21 protein-coding genes are annotated in these 19433 nt (G+C 62.0%); 6 read left to right on the forward strand and 15 right to left on the reverse strand.

The window, feature by feature from the left end; genetic code table 11:
- Nucleotides 1-145 precede the first annotated feature (145 nt).
- Nucleotides 146-673 carry a peptide-methionine (S)-S-oxide reductase MsrA gene (gene msrA, locus ACX82Z_RS09555; RefSeq protein WP_459588233.1) on the reverse strand — a complete coding sequence of 176 codons (528 nt, stop codon included), beginning with the start codon at nucleotides 671-673 and terminating at the stop codon, nucleotides 146-148.
- Nucleotides 674-1117 (reverse strand): peptide-methionine (R)-S-oxide reductase MsrB, encoded by a 444-nt coding sequence (msrB, locus tag ACX82Z_RS09560; RefSeq protein ID WP_459588235.1) that lies wholly within the window; start codon nucleotides 1115-1117, stop codon nucleotides 674-676. It abuts the gene before it with no gap.
- 47 nt (nucleotides 1118-1164) lie between these two features.
- On the opposite strand from msrB, the gene ACX82Z_RS09565 reads away from it, so the two are divergent.
- Together ACX82Z_RS09565 and ACX82Z_RS09570 are read left to right on the forward strand one after the other, a co-directional pair.
- Nucleotides 1165-1617, forward strand: coding sequence for an ArsR/SmtB family transcription factor (locus tag ACX82Z_RS09565; RefSeq protein WP_459588238.1), 453 nt, complete (start codon nucleotides 1165-1167; stop codon nucleotides 1615-1617).
- A complete protein-coding gene (locus ACX82Z_RS09570) occupies nucleotides 1607-2077 on the forward strand; it encodes an SRPBCC family protein (RefSeq protein ID WP_459588240.1) in 471 nt (156 codons plus the stop codon). Before ACX82Z_RS09565 ends, ACX82Z_RS09570 begins: the two co-directional genes overlap by 11 nt.
- A gap of 228 nt (nucleotides 2078-2305) precedes the next feature.
- Here ACX82Z_RS09570 and guaA read toward each other — a convergent pair whose 3' ends face one another.
- The 7 genes from guaA to katG form a co-directional block, all read right to left on the reverse strand.
- Nucleotides 2306-3868: a glutamine-hydrolyzing GMP synthase gene (guaA, locus tag ACX82Z_RS09575; protein ID WP_459588241.1), complete on the reverse strand. Its 1563-nt coding sequence runs from the start codon at nucleotides 3866-3868 to the stop codon at nucleotides 2306-2308.
- Nucleotides 3869-3877: 9 nt separating this feature from the next.
- Nucleotides 3878-4591, reverse strand: coding sequence for a 5'-methylthioadenosine/S-adenosylhomocysteine nucleosidase (locus ACX82Z_RS09580; RefSeq protein WP_459588243.1), 714 nt, complete (start codon nucleotides 4589-4591; stop codon nucleotides 3878-3880).
- Entirely contained in the window at nucleotides 4588-5046 is a 459-nt protein-coding gene (locus ACX82Z_RS09585) for a PaaI family thioesterase (protein WP_459588246.1), read from the reverse strand. The genes ACX82Z_RS09580 and ACX82Z_RS09585 overlap by 4 nt, the downstream gene beginning before the upstream one ends.
- A 70-nt stretch (nucleotides 5047-5116) precedes the next feature.
- Nucleotides 5117-5467, reverse strand: coding sequence for a cupin domain-containing protein (locus ACX82Z_RS09590; RefSeq protein ID WP_459588248.1), 351 nt, complete (start codon nucleotides 5465-5467; stop codon nucleotides 5117-5119).
- Between the two features lie 14 nt (nucleotides 5468-5481).
- Nucleotides 5482-5934: a TspO/MBR family protein gene (locus tag ACX82Z_RS09595; RefSeq protein WP_459588250.1), complete on the reverse strand. Its 453-nt coding sequence runs from the start codon at nucleotides 5932-5934 to the stop codon at nucleotides 5482-5484.
- 63 nt (nucleotides 5935-5997) lie between these two features.
- A complete protein-coding gene (locus ACX82Z_RS09600; protein WP_459588251.1) occupies nucleotides 5998-7287 on the reverse strand; it encodes an RsmB/NOP family class I SAM-dependent RNA methyltransferase in 1290 nt (429 codons plus the stop codon).
- 136 nt (nucleotides 7288-7423) lie between these two features.
- Nucleotides 7424-9643 carry a catalase/peroxidase HPI gene (gene katG, locus ACX82Z_RS09605; RefSeq protein WP_459588253.1) on the reverse strand — a complete coding sequence of 740 codons (2220 nt, stop codon included), beginning with the start codon at nucleotides 9641-9643 and terminating at the stop codon, nucleotides 7424-7426.
- A 127-nt stretch (nucleotides 9644-9770) separates the two neighbouring features.
- Here katG and ACX82Z_RS09610 point away from each other — a divergent pair, with 127 nt between their 5' ends.
- Complete coding sequence (locus ACX82Z_RS09610) at nucleotides 9771-10667, forward strand: hydrogen peroxide-inducible genes activator (protein WP_459588256.1); 897 nt, start codon at nucleotides 9771-9773, stop codon at nucleotides 10665-10667.
- Here ACX82Z_RS09610 and ACX82Z_RS09615 read toward each other — a convergent pair.
- The gene (locus tag ACX82Z_RS09615; protein WP_459588258.1) at nucleotides 10657-11067 is read right to left on the reverse strand and encodes an MAPEG family protein; all 411 of its coding nucleotides are present in this window, start codon (nucleotides 11065-11067) and stop codon (nucleotides 10657-10659) included. The two genes, ACX82Z_RS09610 and ACX82Z_RS09615, sit on opposite strands and share 11 nt — an antisense overlap.
- A 107-nt stretch (nucleotides 11068-11174) precedes the next feature.
- Here ACX82Z_RS09615 and ACX82Z_RS09620 point away from each other — a divergent pair, with 107 nt between their 5' ends.
- Nucleotides 11175-11624, forward strand: a complete 450-nt coding sequence (locus ACX82Z_RS09620) for an Rrf2 family transcriptional regulator (RefSeq protein ID WP_459588260.1) — start codon at nucleotides 11175-11177, stop codon at nucleotides 11622-11624.
- Entirely contained in the window at nucleotides 11605-12531 is a 927-nt protein-coding gene (locus ACX82Z_RS09625; protein ID WP_459588262.1) for an NAD(P)/FAD-dependent oxidoreductase, read from the forward strand. The genes ACX82Z_RS09620 and ACX82Z_RS09625 overlap by 20 nt, the downstream gene beginning before the upstream one ends.
- Before the next feature lie 4 nt (nucleotides 12532-12535).
- Here the strand turns inward: ACX82Z_RS09625 and guaB are convergent, their stop codons facing one another.
- The 3 genes from guaB to ACX82Z_RS09640 form a co-directional block, all read right to left on the reverse strand.
- Nucleotides 12536-14038 (reverse strand): IMP dehydrogenase, encoded by a 1503-nt coding sequence (gene guaB / locus ACX82Z_RS09630; protein WP_459588264.1) that lies wholly within the window; start codon nucleotides 14036-14038, stop codon nucleotides 12536-12538.
- A gap of 84 nt (nucleotides 14039-14122) precedes the next feature.
- Entirely contained in the window at nucleotides 14123-14614 is a 492-nt protein-coding gene (locus ACX82Z_RS09635) for a CAP domain-containing protein (RefSeq protein WP_459588266.1), read from the reverse strand.
- 78 nt (nucleotides 14615-14692) lie between these two features.
- Nucleotides 14693-15676 carry an MBL fold metallo-hydrolase gene (locus ACX82Z_RS09640; protein WP_459588268.1) on the reverse strand — a complete coding sequence of 328 codons (984 nt, stop codon included), beginning with the start codon at nucleotides 15674-15676 and terminating at the stop codon, nucleotides 14693-14695.
- A gap of 184 nt (nucleotides 15677-15860) precedes the next feature.
- Between ACX82Z_RS09640 and ACX82Z_RS09645 the strand changes: the two genes are divergently transcribed.
- Nucleotides 15861-17276 carry an MFS transporter gene (locus ACX82Z_RS09645; RefSeq protein WP_459588270.1) on the forward strand — a complete coding sequence of 472 codons (1416 nt, stop codon included), beginning with the start codon at nucleotides 15861-15863 and terminating at the stop codon, nucleotides 17274-17276.
- Here ACX82Z_RS09645 and ACX82Z_RS09650 read toward each other — a convergent pair.
- Complete coding sequence (locus tag ACX82Z_RS09650; protein ID WP_459588271.1) at nucleotides 17252-17995, reverse strand: RlmE family RNA methyltransferase; 744 nt, start codon at nucleotides 17993-17995, stop codon at nucleotides 17252-17254. The two genes, ACX82Z_RS09645 and ACX82Z_RS09650, sit on opposite strands and share 25 nt — an antisense overlap.
- Complete coding sequence (locus ACX82Z_RS09655) at nucleotides 17992-19350, reverse strand: Ppx/GppA phosphatase family protein (RefSeq protein WP_459588273.1); 1359 nt, start codon at nucleotides 19348-19350, stop codon at nucleotides 17992-17994. Before ACX82Z_RS09655 ends, ACX82Z_RS09650 begins: the two co-directional genes overlap by 4 nt.
- Nucleotides 19351-19433 lie beyond the last annotated feature (83 nt).

Here is a 19433-nt window from a genome sequence, read left to right on the forward strand (position 1 = left end):
ACGCCCGAAAATAGCGGGTCTCGCGCACGAGACCCGCCAGCAAAGCCGTTACGAAACGGGGTCGGGAGGCTGGAAAAAAGACGAGGCGAATATCGTATCCGCCTCGTCCTGCAATCATCGGCTCGCCGCAAAAACGCGGGTGCCGCTACTGCGCAGCCACGCTGGCAGGCTCAGCGTTCCTGCGTTCGGGGAGCACCCAATCCTTACGAGGAAAATGGCAGGTGTAGCCATTCGGATACCGTTCGAGATAGTCCTGATGTTCCGGCTCGGCCTGCCAGAAATCGCCGACAGGTTCGACTTCCGTAACGACCTTGCCGTTCCACAGACCCGATGCCTCGACATCGGCGATCGTATCTTCCGCGACACGCTTCTGCTCGTCGTCGGCGTAGTAGATGGCCGAGCGATAGGACAGTCCGATATCATTACCCTGACGGTTCAGCGTTGTCGGGTCATGAATCTGAAAGAAATATTCCAGAATGCGCCGGTAGCTGGTCTTTTCGGGATCGAAGATGATCTCGATGCCCTCGGCATGTGTGCCGTGGTTGCGATAGGTCGCGTTTTGAACGTCGCCGCCGGTGTATCCGACACGCGTCGAGACGACCCCGGGCAGCTTGCGGATCAGATCCTGCATACCCCAGAAGCATCCACCTGCAAGAATAGCGCGCTGGTTCATTCAAGCCTCCTTTATCTGGTCGAGATATTTGCCGTATCCCTCGGCTTCCATTTCGTTGCGCGGAATGAAACGAAGTGAAGCCGAGTTGATGCAGTAACGCAGACCGCCCTGATCGGACGGGCCATCCGGAAAGACGTGGCCGAGATGGCTGTCGCCGTGGATCGATCTCACTTCGGTCCGGGTCATCCCGTGAGAATCATCGCGAATCTCGTTGATATTTTCTTGGACGATCGGCCTGGTGAATGACGGCCATCCCGTGTGGGATTCGAATTTGTCGGTCGACGCAAACAACGGCTCTCCCGATACGACATCGACATATATGCCGGGCTTCGCGTTCCCATTATATTCGCCGGTAAAGGGCCGTTCCGTGCCGGACTCCTGCGTGACCCGTCGCTGCTCCGGGGTCAGCCGATCTATTATCGACTGCGATTTCTCGTATTTCATGAACGCCTCCATTGCTCTTTGGGAAACCCAGGCACGCCACGATCTTCATGGCTGCATCTGCTTTCATCGCCATTCGATCCCGACATATAGGGTATTTTCGCGCAGATTTTAGTTTGCCAAATGGTGACATATTAATTATAGTTCACCACATGGAAATCTTTTCAGCGACGCTCGACGCCGCGTTCCACGCTCTGGCCGACCCGACCCGGCGGGCGGTCGTAAATCGGCTGATGGTTGGCCCTGCCCCTGTCAAGGAACTGGCCGAGCCGTTCTCGATGGGACTACCGGCCTTCCTCAAACATCTCAAAGTCCTTGAAGACAGCGGGCTTATTGCTTCGGAAAAATCCGGGCGCACGCGCACCTGTCGCGTGAAGATCGAACGACTGGCCGAGGCGGAAACCTGGTTGTCGCAGCAGCGCGAACTTTGGCAGGGCCGGACGGATCGCCTTGCCCATTATGTCGAAACCCAAATGTCACGGGAAAATGAAAATGACGGCTGACGATATCGCACTGGATATTTCACGGTTCATCGATGCTCCTCCGGCTGTGGTCTGGAGCGCATGGAGTAACGCCGAGCATTTCTCCAAATGGTGGATACCCGAGCCGATCGAATGCAAGGTCATCAAGTTGGACCTGCGGCCGGGCGGCGGGTTCGAAACGCAGATGCGCGAAGGCGAAGGCGCATTCAAGCCACATGTCGAAGGCTGCTTTCTCGATATTGCTCCGGAAAAGCGCCTAGCCTTCACCACCGTACTTGCCGAAGGCTGGCAACCGATAGAACCCTGGCTGGCGTTGACCGCGATCATCACGTTCGAAGCACATGGGAAAGGCACGCAGTATCGCGCGCATGTGATGCATAAGAACAGCGCCGATACCCGCAAGCACGCGGAAATGGGATTTCATGACGGCTGGGGCACCACGATCGACCAGCTTGCCGCCTATGTGGAGCATCTGAAATGACGTAACGCCGCCAGCGACGTTGGCGGCGTTATGTGATGCGAGACGACGAAACGGAGCCTCGCGCCCATTTTCGCTCTCGCTAAAGCTTCCATCCCAACCGAGGGCGACGACTATTCTATCAGGCGAGCCTTCGCGTCTCAGTCGTCGATTGAGTCGGACAGTCAGGCATCGGGCGTGGGCACGGGGCCATGATCGCGTTTCGAAGAGATGCCGGCTAGGTAGCCAGCATCACTCCCACTCGATCGTGCCGGGCGGCTTGGAAGTCACATCGTAAACAACACGGTTGACGCCCTTGACCTCGTTGATGATGCGGGTCGCGGCGCGGCCGAGAAACTCCATGTCGTAGTGATAGAAATCGGCCGTCATGCCGTCGACGGACGTGACCGCGCGGAGGGCGCAGACGAATTCGTAAGTGCGCCCATCGCCCATTACACCAACCGTCTGGACCGGCAGCAGGACTGCAAACGCCTGCCAGATCGCGTCATAAAGACCGGCCTTGCGGATCTCGTCGAGATAGATCGCGTCGGCCTCGCGCAGGATCTCCAGCTTCTCGCGCGTGATGCCACCGGGGCAGCGGATCGCAAGACCCGGTCCGGGGAACGGATGGCGGCCGATGAAATGTTCCGGCAGGCCAAGTTCCTTGCCGAGAACCCGTACCTCGTCCTTGAAGAGCTCGCGCAGCGGCTCGACGAGCTTCATGTTCATGCGCTCGGGCAGGCCGCCGACATTGTGGTGCGATTTGATCGTGACCGAAGGTCCGCCGGTGAAGGAGACGCTCTCGATCACGTCGGGATAGAGCGTGCCTTGCGCGAGAAAATCCGCTCCGCCGAGCTTTTTCGCCTCTTCCTCGAAGACCTCGATGAACAGACGGCCGATCGTCTTGCGTTTCTTTTCCGGGTCGCTCTCGCCTTCCAGCGCGCCGATGAAGCGATCCTGCGCGTTCACGAGGATCAGCGGCAGATTGTAGTGCTCGCGGAACATGGCGACGACATCCGCCGCTTCGTTCTTTCGCATCAACCCATGGTCGACGAGGATGCAGGTCAACTGATCGCCGACCGCTTCGTGAATGAGAAGCGCGGCGACCGACGAATCGACTCCGCCCGACAGCGCGCAGATGACCTTGCCGTCACCGACCTGCGCACGGATCGCCTCGACCGCCTGTTCGCGATAGGCGGCCATCGTCCAGTCGCCGGCAAGACCCGCGATCTTGTGGACAAAATTCGACAGAAGCTTCGCGCCGTCCGGCGTATGCACGACTTCCGGATGGAACTGCACGGCATAGAACCGGCGCCGGTCATCGGCGATGGCGGCGAAAGGCGCGCCTGTCGAGGTGCCGATGGCGCGGAAGCCGTCGGGAATGGCCGTCACCCGGTCGCCATGGCTCATCCAGACCTGATGGCGCGTGCCCTTGGCCCAGACGCCGTCGAACAGGGCGTTGTCTTCCTCGATGTCGAGGAAGGCGCGGCCGAACTCGCGGTGATGCCCGCCCTCGACCTTGCCGCCGAGTTGGGCGCACATGGTCTGTTCGCCGTAGCAGATGCCGAGAACGGGAATGCCGGCCTCGAATACGATCTGCGGCGCACGAGGGCTGCCCGTCTCGGTCGTCGAGGCCGGGCCGCCGGACAGGATCACGGCTTTTGGCGCGATCCGCTCGAACGCCTCACCGGCAAGCTGGAACGGGACGATCTCGGAATAGACGCCAGCCTCGCGCACGCGGCGTGCGATCAGCTGCGTAACCTGGGAGCCGAAATCGATGATGAGGACGGTGTCGGGATGAGCTTCGCTTGTCATGACGGGCGTTTAGAGAAAAGGCTGGCGCGGCGCAATGGGATTCACTTTCTTTCCAGAAATCCGGCTTTCCAGAAGTCCGGCGACGATCGCCAGCTCCAGTTTTTCCACGGCTTCGGCGAGCCGTTCATCGACAATGGCGAGATAGTCAGTCCAGTCGGTGAGACGCTTCAGTTCGCTGCGCCCGTCGGAGATGCCGCGCAAGGCGACGAGCGGCACGGCGAATTTCTGACACGCGCGCAGCACCGCAAAGGTCTCCATGTCGACCATATCCGCATCGATCGCGTCGTAGGCCGCGCCGGAAACGACATTCGCGCCGGTAGACAATCTGGCGGAGGCGATGCCCGGTACGGTCAATGGCAGCGGAATTTCCGCCGGAAGATCGAGATAGGGCGTCGTCCCTTTGGCAAACCCTAGTGCGGAAGCATCCATGTCACGGTACGAGACCGAACTCGCCTGATAGACGGCGGCATGATCGAGCGTGCGCGAGCCGGCCGAGCCAAGTGAGACGACGAGATGCGGCAGGCGGCCGCGCGCATCGAGCCGCGCGAGGGCAGCAGCGGTTCCGACAGCAGCCTCCACAGGGCCGACGCCGACGATCAGCGGTGTGAAGCGGCGCTTCAAATGCTCGCCATATTCGGCCGGCGCGGCCATCAGGAAGAGTATGCGATGATCGCCGACGAGCGTTTCCGAGATGGGCGTCTCGGCGATCGAAGTGCCGCTCATCCGCGAATGCCCTCGCGGCCCGATACGACCATGATCGTCGCCGTCATCGTCGCCACGAGCTTGGGATTGCTGTCACCGTCGATTGCATAGGCCTGCCCATCCGCGACGATGATGGTGCGGCCGGGCTTGGTCACCGACCCACGAAACAGGAAGCGCTCGCCCTTGCCGGGAGACAGGAGATTGACCTTGAACTCGATGGTCAGCACCGCCGCATCGGCGGGCATCACGGAATAGGCGGCGTAACCGCAGGCCGAATCGAGGGCTGCCGAGATCACGCCAGCATGAAGATAGCCGTGCTGCTGAGTGAGCGACGCCTTGTAATCCATCTCGATTTCGATGGTGCCGGGCATGACGCTGGTCAGTTCCGCGCCGAGCGTGCGCATGACCTCCTGACGGTCGAAACTGGCGCGCACGCGTTCCTCAACGTCGCCGTCGGGTTTGAAAAGATCGGTCATCGTCCACCTTTCGCTGTTCCGCTTATTGCAGAGCAGCATGAAAGTGGCAATTGGCAGGCTGGTGGCCGGTTCAGGCTCCGGTATCGGCCTTGAATTCCTGCACGACGCGACCGTTGGAATGGATGCAGGTCGCCTTCAGCCGAACGTCGCCAACGCTCTTGAACCCATGCCAGATTCCAGCCTCGACCAGAACGACATCGCCTTCCTCGGCGATAATCTCTTCGTCATCGACGACAAAACGTGCCGTGCCCTCGTGGATCACCCACAACTCGGCGTAAGGATGGCGGTGAAGCTCAGGTCCGGCTCCCCGTTCCGTATCGAGAAGGAAAAGCGCGACCGGCGCGCTGTGGTCTTCGCCCTCGAAAAGCACCGTCCCACCAGGAGACCGTTCCTGATCGCCTCTCTTGAGTATCATCGGCATGCCGGTCTCCTTCCCTAATTCAGAAACCAGATCGAGGCATTGAGGAGCGTCGCGAACGCCACCCACGCCAGATAGGGGATGAAAAGCACCGCCGAAATGCGGTCGCGCGCCCAATTGATGCGAATGAAGACGATGATCGTCACAAGCAAGGCCAGGATGACGATAAGGGCAAGGCCGATCGAATTGAGCGTGAAGAAGACCGGCGACCACAGGAAATTAAGGCCGAGTTGCAGCCACCATGCCGTCATCGCGCCGCGCGTCGTGCTTTCCTGCCAGACGCGCCAGCCCGCCACCGCGATCAGCACGTAAAGGATCGTCCAGACCGGGCCGAAAATCCAGTTCGGCGGATTGAAGGGCGGCTTTTGAAGCGATTGGTACCACTCGCCCGGTATGTTGTTGATACCGATCAGCAAGCCGCCACCGACGACGAGTATGACGAACAGGGCAAGCGTGAGAAATCGCGACATTGGAGACTCCGGCGAACAGGTCCGGAAATCTGGCGCGCTTCATGCCCGCGTCAATGGTTACCGTCAGATCGTCTTTTGCAGTACCGCGATGAAGAACCCATCGGTGCCCGTCAAATGCGGCGACAGCACGATGCCCCTATCCCTGGCGATCCGCGCGCGACCGGCATGGCCGGGAAAGACCGAGGCGAAATGCGCCTCATGGTCGACGGGCGCGAATGCCGGATTGCGGGTCAGAAAATCGTCGACCCGCGAACCGTTCTCGGCATCGAAGACCGAGCAAGTCACATAGACGATGCGCCCGCCCGGCTTGACGAAACGGCTCGCCTTTTCAAGAATTTCGCTTTGTTCGTTCGTGCGGGTATCCAACTGGCGATCGGTGAGCCGCCACTTGGCGTCGGGGCGACGACGCCAAGTGCCGGAACCTGTGCAGGGCGCGTCGATGAGGACCATATCCATCTGGCCCTCCAGACCGGAGAGATTGGCTTCACCGGCTACGGCCTGCGCATTTCGCACCCCTGCCCGCTTCAACCGGTCGAAGATCGGTGCAAGACGCGCCTTGTCGGCGTCATGTGCGAAAATCTGCCCCTTGTTCTCCATCGCTGCCGCCAAAGCGAGCGTCTTGCCGCCAGCACCGGCACAATAGTCGAGCACCTGCATGCCGGGCGCGGCCTGTGCGAGCGCGGCCGCCATCTGCGAACCCTCGTCCTGCACCTCGAACCAGCCTTTCTGGAAAGCCGGCTCGACCTGCACGTTCGGATGACGGCCAGCACCCTCGATCGGCGCGATGCGCAGACCGTGCGGCGCGATCTGCGTCGCCGATGCGCCTGTCTGGCGCAATTCGGCCGCGACCTTGGCGTCGTCCGATTTCAGCGTGTTGACGCGCATGTCGAGCGGCGGGCGCGCGGCAAGTGCGGCCGCTTCTTCGATCCAGTCCTCGCCGAACGTCTCGTGCAAAAGCGGTTCGCACCAGTCCGGGCAGTCCGCCTGAACGAGAGGCGGCGCATCGTCCAGCCGGCGTGTCGTCAGCGCTTCGATCTCGTTTGACGCCAGCGGCTCGGGGGCGAACCGGTCGCCCTCGATCAATGCTGCGATGTCGGGAGCGCTCATGCCCTGTTCGAGAACAAGCGCACCAAGCGCAATGCCGCGCGGGGTGTCGCTACCGGCCATCCAGCCGGCGGAGCGCTTGCGGCGCAGGGCATCGTAGACGATGTTGCCGATGGCGGCGCGGTCTCCTGCGCCGGCGAAACGATGCGACAGGCCCCAATCCTTCAGCGCTTCGGCCGCCGGCCGGTGACGGGTTTCCATTTCGGTCAAAACATCGATGGCTGCCGCCAGCCTGCCGCCCAAGCGCATATCGTATCCTGTCGTCGGTTACCCGGATGGACGCTTGCTAGCCGCACGGGCGCATCCGCGCAAGCCGAAAGGCACCGCAAACGCAAGAAGGCCGGGCAATGCCCGGCCTTCCCATGTTCCAACCTGTCTCGATAGATCAGGCGGCCTTGCGGCGCGCTTCCTTCAAATCGAAGCGATCGAGTTCCATCACCTTGACCCACGCGGCAACAAAGTCCTTGACGAACTTGTCCTTGGCATCGTCGCTGCCATAGACCTCGGCAAAGGCGCGAAGCTGGGAGTGCGAGCCGAAGATCAAGTCGGCGCGGGTAGCCGTCCAGCGCTTCTCACCTGTCTTGCGGTTGAGCCCCTCGAAAACGCCGTTCGAGCCTTCGATCCCCTTCCACTTCGTGCCCATGTCGAGCAGGTTCGTGAAAAAGTCGTTGGTTAGCTTGCCGACATTTTCGGTCAGGACGCCATGCTCGGGGTTGCCGACACCCAGCACGCGCAGGCCGCCGACGAGTGCCGTCATCTCGGGCGCGGTCAACTCAAGCAGTTGCGCGCGGTCCACCAGATGCTCCTCGACCGACATGATCGGATTGCGCACATAGTTGCGGAAACCGTCGGCCTTGGGCTCCATATACTCGAAGGATTCGACTTCGGTTTGCTCCTGCGAGGCGTCCATGCGACCGGGCGTGAACGGCACGGAGACATTGTGTCCCGCATCCTTCGCAGCCTTTTCGACACCGACGGAACCAGCCAGCACGATCAGATCCGCGAGCGAGATCTTCTTGCCCCCGGTCTGTGCGGCGTTGAACTCGTCCTTGACCTTTTCGAGCGCCGCCAGAACCTTCGCCAGTTCGGCAGGATTGTTGACGTCCCAATCCTTCTGCGGTGCAAGGCGGATACGTGCGCCGTTCGCGCCGCCGCGCTTGTCGGATTCGCGGAAGGTCGAGGCCGAAGCCCATGCCGTCGAGGTCAGTTCGGAAACCGTCAGGCCCGTCTCGGCGATCTTCGCCTTCAGTGCCGCCACATCGGTGTCGTCGACGAGCGGGTGATCGACCTCCGGGATTGGGTCCTGCCAGATCAGCGGCTCCTTGGGCACGAGCTTTCCGCGATAGAGCTTGAGCGGTCCCATGTCGCGGTGGGTCAGCTTGAACCACGCCTTGGCGAACGCTTCGGCAAATTCCTGCGGGTTGGCATGGAAACGACGGGAAATGCGATCGTATTCCGGGTCGGTGCGCATCGCCATGTCGGCAGTGGTCATCATCGGCGCGTGCTTCTTCTGGCCGTCATGAGCATCCGGCACCGTGTCGTCGCCAGTATGGCCGACAGGTTTCCACTGGTTTGCGCCGGCGGGGCTCTTGGTCAGTTCCCACTCATAGCCGTAAAGCGTGTCGAAGAACGTCATGTCCCAAGTGATCGGGGTTGGCGTCCACGCACCCTCGATGCCGCTGGTGATCGTGTGACCGGCCATGCCGCTTTCGAAGGTCGATGCCCAGCCGAGACCCTGATGCTCGATATCCGCCCCTTCCGGCTCGAAGCCGACATGGTCGGCGGGACCGGCACCGTGCGCCTTGCCGAAGGTGTGGCCGCCCGCAACCAGCGCGACGGTTTCCTCGTCGTTCATCGCCATACGGCCGAACGTTTCGCGAATGTCGCGGCCCGATTTCATCGGATCGGGATTGCCGTCCGGACCTTCGGGATTGACGTAGATGAGGCCCATCTGGACCGCGCCGAGATTGCCCTCAAGCTCACGGTCACCCGAATAGCGGCTGTTCTCGTGCGAACTGTCGGCAAGCCATTTGTCTTCGGCGCCCCAGTTGACGTGGTTTTCCGGTTCCCAGGTATCGGCACGGCCGCCGCCGAAACCCCATGTCTTGAAGCCCATCGATTCCAGCGCGACGTTGCCGGTCAGGATCATCAGATCGGCCCAGGACAGCGCCCGGCCGTATTTCTGCTTGATCGGCCAAAGGAGACGACGCGCCTTGTCGAGATTTCCGTTGTCCGGCCAGCTATTGAGCGGCGCAAAACGCTGCTGACCGCGCCCGCCGCCGCCGCGACCGTCACCGACGCGATACGTGCCGGCGCTGTGCCAGGCCATGCGGATGAAGAACGGGCCGTAATGGCCGTAATCGGCCGGCCACCATTCCTGCGAATCCCGCATCAACGCATGCAAGTCGGCAATCACTGCATCGAGGTCGAGGTTTTCGAATTCCCTGACATAATCGAACCCCTTGCCCATCGGGTCGGCGTCCGCATTGTTCTGATGAAGCACGCTCACATTGAGCTGGTTCGGCCACCAGTCACGATTCTGCCGACCACGGGAATGCGGGACAGGGCACTTGCCCGCACCGTTTTCATCAACCTTCGCATCCATGTCATTTCTCCCTGGCGGTTTGCTCGGTTGCCCGACCCTGCGGATCAGGCGTGTCTTGGTGCGGAGATATCGCTTCTTTAGAATAATTTCAAATTGCGATTTCTAACGATTACGATAATCTCACCTTATGATCAAACTCACCGTCCGACAGATGGAATATTTTGCTGCGCTTGCCGAAACCCTGCATTTCGGCCGAGCGGCGCAACTGGCCGGCGTGACGCAACCGGCGCTCTCCGCACAGATCGCGGAGATGGAGGAAAAGCTTGGAATGCGCCTTTTCGAGCGCGGACGGCGCGGCGTGACGCTATCGGACGACGCACAGGGGCTTTTGCCGCGCATCGAGCGCGTATTGGGCGATATCCGCGACATCGAAGGGCTTGCGAGGCGCGAGCGCGCGGCCATGTCCGGTCGGTTGCGGCTCGGCGTGATCCCGACAGTTGCGCCCTATCTCCTGCCCGCACTCTTGCCGGCGCTTGCGCAACGCTTCCCGCAATTGTCCCTCGAACTCAAGGAATCGGTGACCTCGACACTCGTCGAAGAAACACTCGCCGGCCGCCTTGACGCCTTCATCGCGGCGTTGCCGCTCGACGAAAAGCGCTTGGAAAGCGAGCCGATCATGAATGACGGCTTCGTGCTTGCCGTTCCCGAAAACGATCCGAACTTCATCGAGCCGCCAGTCGCGCCGGAAAGCCCGGAACTCGAACGGCTCATTCTGCTCGAGGAAGGGCATTGCCTACGCGATCAGGCGCTCGCCATCTGCGGATCGGTCAAGCCGCTCGCCATGTCGAATTTCGGCGCAACGAGCCTGACGACGCTGTTGCAGATGGTCGCCCACGGACAGGGGCTGACGCTGGTGCCGGAAATGGCCTTGCCTGCCTCGCGCGCCCTGCCCGGCGTCAAGTTCGTGCCGTTTTCACAGCCGGTCCCTTCGCGCATGATCGGCATGGCCTGGCGCAAGCGCGCCGTGCGCGAACACGAACTGCGCGCCCTTGCCGCGACAATCGGCGAACTCGCTAAAGGATAGCGATCGCCAGCCAGACCCACATTACGATCAGCACGAAGAAGCCGACCGAAAATGCCGGCTGGCGATAACGGATGCGATTCGACGTGACGTGGATATAGGCGTGAACGTAGCGTGAGATGACGAAGAGCCACGCGAGAACGACGGCGACCACATCCGCCGCGTTGACGACATAAAGCGCAAGACACACGACATGAAACAGAACCGGCAATTCGAACTGGTTCGCCAGATTGTTGCGTACGAACAGGCTTTCCGTCGGCTCATTCGTATTTTCCCGGAATTGCGAAATCTTCGCCGAACCGGACTGAACCGCCGCCTTCCTCCGCAGGAAGATGAGAAAATAGATGCCGAACACCAGCGCCACATGCGCGATCATCGGCCAGAAAATAGCGATCTGGTTCATCGAAGGTCCCTCGTTCAGGTCAAAATGACAGGCTGCATCGGAAAGCGAAAGCCCGGATTTTTGGCTGTCACCTTGACATTGCACAAATTCGTAACTTTATTTGTTTCATGAAACTGGATACGCGACTTTCCTCCATCCTCCATCTCGTCCTTCACATGGCCGAAGCCCGCGGGCCTTTGACCTCCGAGAAGATGGCACAGATGCTCAGCACCAATCCCGTCGTCGTCCGACGCACCATGGCGGGACTTCGACAAGCGGGTCTCGTCAGGTCCGAAAAGGGCCATGGCGGCGGCTGGGTGCTGGAGCGCAAGCTGGACGAGATCACGCTGGCGGATATCCATGCGGCGCTCGGCCATCCCGCGCTGCTTGCCTTTGGAAACCGCAACGACAATCCGCAATGCCTTGTCGAGCAAGCGGTCAACAGGCGCATGGCGGCGACGATGGACGACGTTCAGGCGCTGGTCATGCAACGCCTTGCGGCGGTGACGCTCGCCGATATCCGCTCCGACTTCGAACACAAGCTCAAGGATCATCACCATGTCCACGACCACTCATGATGTCGCCGTCGTCGGCGGCAGCTATGCCGGCATTTCCGCAGCGCTCCAGCTTGCCCGGGCGCGCAAATCGGTGCTCGTCATCGACGCGGGCGCACGGCGCAACCGGTTCGCCTCGCACTCGCACGGATTTCTGGGACGCGACGGCGTGTCGCCCGCCATCATCGCGGACGAAGCGAAAGCGCAACTCCTCGCCTATCCAAATGTTGACTGGATCGACGGCCGTTCGGTCTCCGCGTCGGGTGCTTTGGACGATTTCACCGTCGTGACCGAGGAAGGCAACGTCTATCGGGCGCGGCGGATCATTCTGGCCGGCGGCGTCGAGGATGTGCTTCCATCAATCGAAGGGCTGGCGAAGCAATGGGGAATCAACGCCTTCGCCTGCCCTTATTGTCATGGCTACGAGATGCAGCGCGGGCGGCTTGCCGTGCTCGCGACAGGCCCGCTATCCGTGCATCAGGCGATCATGGTCAGTGAGTGGGGCATGACGACGTTGTTTGCAAACGGCACGTTCGAGCCGCAGGACGCCGACCACGCGGACCTTGAACGGCGCGGCGTCGCCGTGAATGCCTCACGGATCGCGCGTGTGACCGGCGAGCTCGGCGCTCCAGTTCTCGTCATGAGCGATGGCTCAGAGGCCGCCTTCGACGGATTGTTCGTCACGCCGAAAGTGCGCCTGACCAACGATCTTCACGCGCAGCTCGGCTGTGCGATCGACCCGACTGCGATCGGCGATCTGATCAAGGTCGACGCGATGCAGGCGACGAATGTCGAAGGCGTTTTTGCATGCGGCGACGCCGCCAGTCCGATGGCGTCGATCGCAATGGCTGTCAGCAAGGGCGCGATGGCGGGTGTCGCCACGCACCGTTCGCTGATCTTCCCCGCCGCCGCTACGGCGAAAGCGGCGTGAGCAATCAGCTCATGCTGGGATAGTTGGGGCTTTCGCGCGTGATGGCGACATCATGCGTGTGGCTCTCGCGCCAGCCGGCATTCGAAATACGCACGAAGGTCGCACGCTCACGCAGTTCGGTGAGGTTCGGGGCACCGACATAGCCCATGGCGGCCTTCAGCCCGCCGACAAGCTGGTGCAGGACACCGCCGACCGGTCCCTTGTACGGCACCTGCCCCTCGATGCCCTCAGGCACGAGTTTCAGCGTATCGCGCACCTCGGCCTGGAAATAGCGATCGGCCGAGCCACGCGCCATCGCGCCGACCGAACCCATGCCGCGATAGGCTTTGAACGAACGGCCCTGATGCAGATAGACCTCGCCGGGGCTTTCCTCAGTGCCGGCCAGAAGCGAGCCGACCATGGCAGCGCACGCGCCAGCAGCCAGCGCCTTGGCAAGATCGCCAGAGAACTTGATGCCGCCGTCCGCGATGACGCCCAAGCCGGCCTTATCGGCTTCTTCGGCCGCCGCCATGATGGCGGAAAGCTGCGGCACGCCGACGCCCGCCACAATCCGGGTCGTGCAGATGGAGCCCGGCCCGATGCCGATCTTGACCGAATCCGCACCTGCGTCGATCAGCGCCTTCGTCGCCTCGGCGGTCGCGACATTGCCGGCCATGATGCGCACCGAATTCGACAGCTTCTTGGCGCGCAGCACGGCATCGAGCACGCGCTGCGAATGTCCATGCGCGGTATCGATGACGAGGAGATCGACGCCCGCGTCGATCAGACGCTCGGCGCGCTCGAAACCGTCATCGCCGACGCTGGTGGCGGCGGCGACCCGCAGGCGTCCCTGCGCATCCTTGGCCGCGTTCGGGTTGAGCTGGCTCTTTTCGATGTCCTTGACGGTGATGAGACCAACGCAGCGGCCCTCCCCGTCGACGACCAGAAGCTTTTCGATCCGGTGCTGGTGCAAAAGCCGCTTGGCTTCTTCCTGATCGACCGTTTCCTTCACGGTGATAAGGTTCTGGTGCGTCATCAGTTCACGGACTGTCTGGCTCGGGTCCGAGGCAAAGCGCACGTCGCGGTTGGTCAGGATGCCGACCAGTTCGCCGGTGCGATGCCCGCCCGTGCCGCCATTGGCGACGACCGGGATGCCCGAAATGCCATGCGCGCGCATCAAAGCCTGCGCATCGCCGAGTGTCGCCTCCGGTCCGATGGTGACCGGATTGACGACCATGCCGCTTTCGAACTTCTTGACCTGGCGCACTTCCTCGGCCTGCTCGGAGGGCGAGAAATTGCGGTGGACGACGCCGATGCCGCCGGCCTGCGCCATGGCGATGGCGAGCCGCGAATCCGTCACCGTGTCCATCGCGGCAGACAGGATCGGGATATTGAGATCGATGTCACGCGCAATCCGGGTGGAGACGTCCGTCTGGCCGGGCATCACATTGGAGTGACCGGGCTGAAGCAGCACGTCGTCAAAGGTAAGCGCGATCGCGCCGGTTGCCGATTCGATGATTTTGGCCATTGCCGTTCCTTGCCCGCGGGAAACTGGATTGGCGCCGGCTCGTACCACGCCCGTTCCCGCTTGGGAAGCGCCGGGCAGCAACATTCAGGCTGCGAGCACCATGGTCCAGTAGCGCCGGGCCGCATCCGTCGGATCGGCGACATAAGCGAGGCCGAAGCGCGAAAAGCGCGGATCGAGCATATTGCGACGATGGCCCGGCGAATTCATCCACACCGACATGACGCGCGCCGTGTCGAACCGGCCACGCGCGAGATTTTCCGCCGCCGCGCCGTTGGTCGTCACGCCACCCATGCGGGCGGCGAAGTCCCTGCCGCGACCCGTATCGTGCGTCATTTTCCCGTTTCGGGCCATATGGGCCGCCTGCTCGAGCGCCGCCGTTTCAAGTTCGCTGTCCGCCCGGATCGCTCCAAGCGCGTTGAAGCGGCGAATTTCGGCAAAGGCAGGCGCTGCATCCCGCGTCATGCGCGCACCGTCGCCGACGGGCCGCAATGTCCCGCAACCGGCAAGAGTGCCAAGAAGAAGTGTTGCGCCTCCTCCAAGAAGAAGGAAGCGGCGGTCGATCGTCTTGTCTTTCATGCTGGCCCCTGGAAGCTGGAATCACGCGGGTTTCATCCAGCCTCAATAGGGCAAAGTGTGGACGGCGACGCAATTGCCTCAAACGTCGAACTGGTAGCTCGCCGGCACGAAGCGATAGCCTTGATCGACGGTCTCGATGAAACCCACGCCTGGGAACGGCATGTGATAGCCGATGAAGGGTATGCGGTCCGTCGCGATCATGTCGAAGACACGCCGACGCGTCGCGGTCGCCGCTTCCTTGTCCATGTCGTACTGGACGTGCCAGTCCGGGCGCTGCAGGGAGGCGACGAAGTGGTTCGCCGTGTCCGCCGTCAGCATCAGCCGCCTGTCGCCGCTCTCGATATGATAGATCATATGGCCCGGCGAATGGCCGAATGCGGCCATCGCCGTAACGCCGGAAACGACCTCGCCGCCGTCTTCGAGAAACGTCATGTTTTCGGCGAGCGGCACGACCCTGGTCTGCACCGCCTGCGCGGCATCCGCTGTCTGCCCCTCGGCGCGCTCCGGCGCGGTCCAGAAATCGTATTCGGTTTGCCCCGTCACGTAGCGCGCATTGGCGAAGGCCGGCGCGTCGCCTTCCATCAGGCCGCCGATATGATCGCCATGGAAATGGGTGAGAACGACGATATCGATATCGTCGGGTGCATAGCCCGCCGCCTGCATCCGTTCGCTCAACTGGCCCATACCGTTTGCTCGGCCGCCCTCGCCCATGCCGGTATCGAACAGAATCCGCTCGGCGCCCGTATCGACGATCACCGGCGTAAAGCCGTTCACGAACCTGTTCCTCGGAAGAAAATTCTCTTCCATCAGATCCTCGACCGCGCCTGCTTCCTGATCCTGCCCGAAGATCGGATGCGGCCCGTCCATCGCCCGCATGCCGTCGAGAATGCTCGTAATCCGGAATTCACCGATTGCGAAGGAATGAAAGCCGGGATTACTGGCCCCATCGGCATTCGCCGTCTGGGCATGCGCAGCCCGCGTCATCAATTGCGGTGTTGCAAGTGCCATAGCTCCTCCTCCTGCGAGCTTGAACATCGTTCTGCGGTCGGTTTGCCACGACATTTCCCATCTCCTCTTGAATATGATCGGTCGGAAAGATGGACCAGTGAAGCGGCGAAGCAAACGATCTCACACGTTAGTGAAGCTCGCACGATACGGTTCACACGTGCAATTGTCGCTTTCAGCCTGTCCGTGCTAGAGGGCACGCCATGCCCGCTCGACACCATTGCCTTTACGGAAATTCAGCTTGAACCGCACGATTCCGCTCATTCTGGCGGTCGCGCTGTTCATGGAGCAGATGGACTCGACCGTTATTGCAACGTCGCTTCCAGCGATCGCGGCAGATATCGGCACAAGTCCGATCACGTTGAAGCTGGCGCTGACCTCCTATTTCGTTTCGCTTGCCATTTTCATTCCCGTTTCCGGCTGGATGGCCGATCGCTTCGGCGCAAAGCGCGTTTTTCGTATCGCCATCGGTGTGTTCGTCGTCGGCTCGATCCTTTGCGCCATGTCCAATTCGCTGGGTGCGTTCGTGCTGTCACGCTTCCTGCAGGGCATGGGCGGAGCGATGATGACGCCCGTAGGACGCCTTCTCCTGGTTCGCGCGACACGCCGCGACCAGCTCGTCTCGGCAATGGCGTGGCTGACGGTGCCCGCCCTGATCGGCCCGCTCGTTGGGCCACCCCTCGGCGGCTTCATCACGACCTATGTAAGCTGGCACTGGATTTTCCTGATCAACGTGCCGATCGGCATTCTCGGCATCATCGTTTCGGGCCGCGTTCTGCCCGAAATGCCGGGCGGAATCGCCGCTCCCATCGACTGGCGCGGATTCGCGCTCGCGGCAATCGCGACAGCGGGCATCGTCTTCGGACTTTCCGTGGTGTCGCTGCCGGCACTCCCGCCCATGGTCGGCGTTTCGACGCTGGTGCTCGGTATCGTCGCAACGGTTCTCTACGTGCGCCACGCGCGCTCCACGCTGTCGCCGATCCTCGACCTGCGGCTATTCGACAATCAGGCGGCGCGTGTCGCCATCCTCTCCGGTTCCATCTTCCGTATCGGCATCGGCGCGACGCCCTTCCTGTTGCCGCTGATGTTCCAGCTCGCCTTCGGTCTGGACGCTTTCCAGTCCGGCATGCTTACCTTCGCGAGTGCCATCGGAGCGATCTCGCTTAAATTCGTGGCGACCACGGCGCTTCGTGCGCTCGGCTTTCGCACAGTTCTCATCATCGCGACCTTATGCGGAGCCACCCTGATCGGGGTAAACGGGCTTTTCACGCCGTCCACGCCCTATGCCGTCATCATCGGCACTTTGATCTTCGCCGGGTTCTTCCGCTCACTGTTCTTCACCTCGAACAACGCGCTCGTCTTTGCCGAAATCGATGACGCGCAGGCGAGCCAGGCGACGGCGATCGCCGCCGTCTCGCAGCAGATTTCGATTGCGCTCGGCGTTTCGGCCGCGGGCATGTTTCTGGAAGCCCATCATTTGTGGACCGGCGAGCCGATCGGGCTGGAAGCGTTCTCGTTCGCGTTCTTCGCCGTCGGCAGCCTTGCCGCGTTAGCCGTGCTGCCTATTCTCGGCCTGTCGAGGACGGCCGGCCGAACTGTGTCGGGACATGGACTGGCGAAAACGCCGAAGGATCAGGTATCTCCGCCCGAAACCTGATCTTCGCTTTCTGAATCAACGCGTCCCTTGAAGTCCTTGGCCAGAATGTAGAGTTCGACGGATTCGTCGCGCGAGGCCGGCGGCTTGATATGCTGCACCGTGCGGAAATTGCGCTTGAGAAGATCGAGCAGGCTGTTCTCGGTTCCGCCCTGAAACGTCTTCGCCAGAAAATGGCCGCCCGGCTTCAGAACCGACACGGCGAAGTCGGCTGCGACCTCGCATAGATGCATGGTGCGGATATGGTCCGTGCGACGATGCCCCGTCGTCGGCGCGGCCATATCGGAGATGACGAGGTCGGGTTCGCCGCCAAGCGCTTCCATCAGACGCGCGGGCGCTTCGTCGTCGAGAAAGTCCATCTCAAGAAGCGTCGCGCCAGGAATCATATCCACGGGCAGATAGTCGATGCCGACCACCGTCGGCGCATCGAGCGGCGACTTGATACGCGCGGCGGCAACCTGACACCAGCCGCCGGGCGCAGCCCCAAGATCGAGGATGCGCTGACCGGGCTTGAGCAATTTGTGCTTGTCGTCGATCTCGATCAGCTTGAACGCCGCGCGTGAACGGTAGCCCTCTGCCTTTGACCGATGCACATACGGATCGTTCAGATGGCGTTCGAGCCAGCGGCGCGACGAGTTCTTCAAGCCACGCTTTTTCTTCACGCGCGTCTTGAGCGCACGCGCCCCGGTCGTGCCGCTTCCGGGCTTGGCCGGCTTCTTCATACTGTCGGTCTCCGCTTGCGGGCACGCCGCCATACGCCGTCATCGGCCATCAGTTCGGAAAGCATCCCCTCGCGCAGGCCACGATCGGCAACACGCAGCCGGTTCGAGGGCCAGACGCGGCGGATCGCTTCGAGAATCGCGCAGCCGCCGAGCACCAGATCGGCGCGGTCCGCGCCGATGCAGGGATTGGCGACGCGCTTTTCGAATTCCCAGTCGAGCAAGGTGGCGATCATCGTGTCGACTTCGGCATTTTGAAGCCAAAGCCCATCGACGCGGCGTCGGTCGTACCGTTCGAGGCCAAGATGAATACCTGCAAGCGTCGTCACCGTGCCGGACGTGCCCAGAAGATGAAAGCCATCCTCGCTCAGGACGTGTGAGAGCCGGTCACGTCCCTCGAAACCCGTCAGCATGCCGGCGACGTCTTCCACCATCGCTTCGAATATTTCGCGCGTAACGTGCTGGCCGCCGAAGCGCTCGGAAAGCGAGACCACGCCTACGGGAAGCGACGTCCACGAGACGATGTGATTGGCCAGACGCGGCGTGCGGTGACGCGACAGGTCGATCAGCGCGATTTCGGACGAACCGCCGCCGATATCGAAAAGAACAACGCCCTTCGTTTCCCGCTCGACCAGCGAGCCGCAGCCGGAAACAGCCAGCCGCGCCTCCGTCTTGCGGTCGATGATTTCGAGCGCCAGCCCGGTCTCACGCTTGACCCGCGCGATGAACTCGGCCCCGTTCGCGGCCGACCGGCAAGCCTCCGTCGCGATCAGCCGTACGCGCTTCAGGCGTCTGTTGCGCAACTTGTCCGCACAGACCTTTAGCGCCTCGACGGCACGGTCCATCGCTCCATCGGACAGCCGACCAGACGCGGCCAAGCCTTCGCCCAGACGAACGATGCGCGAAAACGCGTCGATGACCCTGAACTGACCGTTGCGTCCCGGAATCGCGACGAGCAGGCGGCAATTGTTGGTTCCAAGATCCAGCGCGGCATAGACGCCCTGTTCGTGCCGCAACTCGCGGGCATGCGTCGGGCGACCTTGTGTTGGCGGTTGCGCGGAGCGCTCCGGCGGCGCAGGCTGTTGCTGCGCCGGATTTGGCACGGCACCATTATGCGCGGATTGGCTGGGTACGGCTCCATCACGCGCATAGACCTTTCGGCCGCGTTTGCGCTTGCGTCGCTTTCTTGATTTGCCGGTGTTTCCGGCCGCCGGATCATCCGACTTTCCGTCCAAAGGGGGCCGCGGCTGCGCACTCCGACCGTCCGAAGATGGTCGCGAATGCTTCTCGCCGGCGTTGCCGCGCGGCCCGCGTGCCCCATTCGACGGCTTGTCATCGCCGTGTTCGGGGTCTTTCACATCATGTCCTTCAGCGCCGCGCCAGGCACGATAAGCCCGGCTGCAGGCGCCCAGTTTTTCAAGTTGGACAAAGTGTAGCAGCC

This window comes from Aliihoeflea sp. PC F10.4, assembly GCF_054612275.1.

Coding starts and splice junctions, on each gene's coding strand:
- msrA (WP_459588233.1), bottom strand. CDS start 673: ATGAACCAGCGCGCTATTCTTGCAGGTGGATGCTTCTGGGGTATGCAG.
- msrB (WP_459588235.1), bottom strand. CDS start 1,117: ATGAAATACGAGAAATCGCAGTCGATAATAGATCGGCTGACCCCGGAG.
- ACX82Z_RS09565 (WP_459588238.1), top strand. CDS start 1,165: ATGGCTGCATCTGCTTTCATCGCCATTCGATCCCGACATATAGGGTAT.
- ACX82Z_RS09570 (WP_459588240.1), top strand. CDS start 1,607: ATGACGGCTGACGATATCGCACTGGATATTTCACGGTTCATCGATGCT.
- guaA (WP_459588241.1), bottom strand. CDS start 3,868: ATGACAAGCGAAGCTCATCCCGACACCGTCCTCATCATCGATTTCGGC.
- ACX82Z_RS09580 (WP_459588243.1), bottom strand. CDS start 4,591: ATGAGCGGCACTTCGATCGCCGAGACGCCCATCTCGGAAACGCTCGTC.
- ACX82Z_RS09585 (WP_459588246.1), bottom strand. CDS start 5,046: ATGACCGATCTTTTCAAACCCGACGGCGACGTTGAGGAACGCGTGCGC.
- ACX82Z_RS09590 (WP_459588248.1), bottom strand. CDS start 5,467: ATGCCGATGATACTCAAGAGAGGCGATCAGGAACGGTCTCCTGGTGGG.
- ACX82Z_RS09595 (WP_459588250.1), bottom strand. CDS start 5,934: ATGTCGCGATTTCTCACGCTTGCCCTGTTCGTCATACTCGTCGTCGGT.
- ACX82Z_RS09600 (WP_459588251.1), bottom strand. CDS start 7,287: ATGCGCTTGGGCGGCAGGCTGGCGGCAGCCATCGATGTTTTGACCGAA.
- katG (WP_459588253.1), bottom strand. CDS start 9,643: ATGGATGCGAAGGTTGATGAAAACGGTGCGGGCAAGTGCCCTGTCCCG.
- ACX82Z_RS09610 (WP_459588256.1), top strand. CDS start 9,771: ATGATCAAACTCACCGTCCGACAGATGGAATATTTTGCTGCGCTTGCC.
- ACX82Z_RS09615 (WP_459588258.1), bottom strand. CDS start 11,067: ATGAACCAGATCGCTATTTTCTGGCCGATGATCGCGCATGTGGCGCTG.
- ACX82Z_RS09620 (WP_459588260.1), top strand. CDS start 11,175: ATGAAACTGGATACGCGACTTTCCTCCATCCTCCATCTCGTCCTTCAC.
- ACX82Z_RS09625 (WP_459588262.1), top strand. CDS start 11,605: ATGTCCACGACCACTCATGATGTCGCCGTCGTCGGCGGCAGCTATGCC.
- guaB (WP_459588264.1), bottom strand. CDS start 14,038: ATGGCCAAAATCATCGAATCGGCAACCGGCGCGATCGCGCTTACCTTT.
- ACX82Z_RS09635 (WP_459588266.1), bottom strand. CDS start 14,614: ATGAAAGACAAGACGATCGACCGCCGCTTCCTTCTTCTTGGAGGAGGC.
- ACX82Z_RS09640 (WP_459588268.1), bottom strand. CDS start 15,676: ATGTCGTGGCAAACCGACCGCAGAACGATGTTCAAGCTCGCAGGAGGA.
- ACX82Z_RS09650 (WP_459588271.1), bottom strand. CDS start 17,995: ATGAAGAAGCCGGCCAAGCCCGGAAGCGGCACGACCGGGGCGCGTGCG.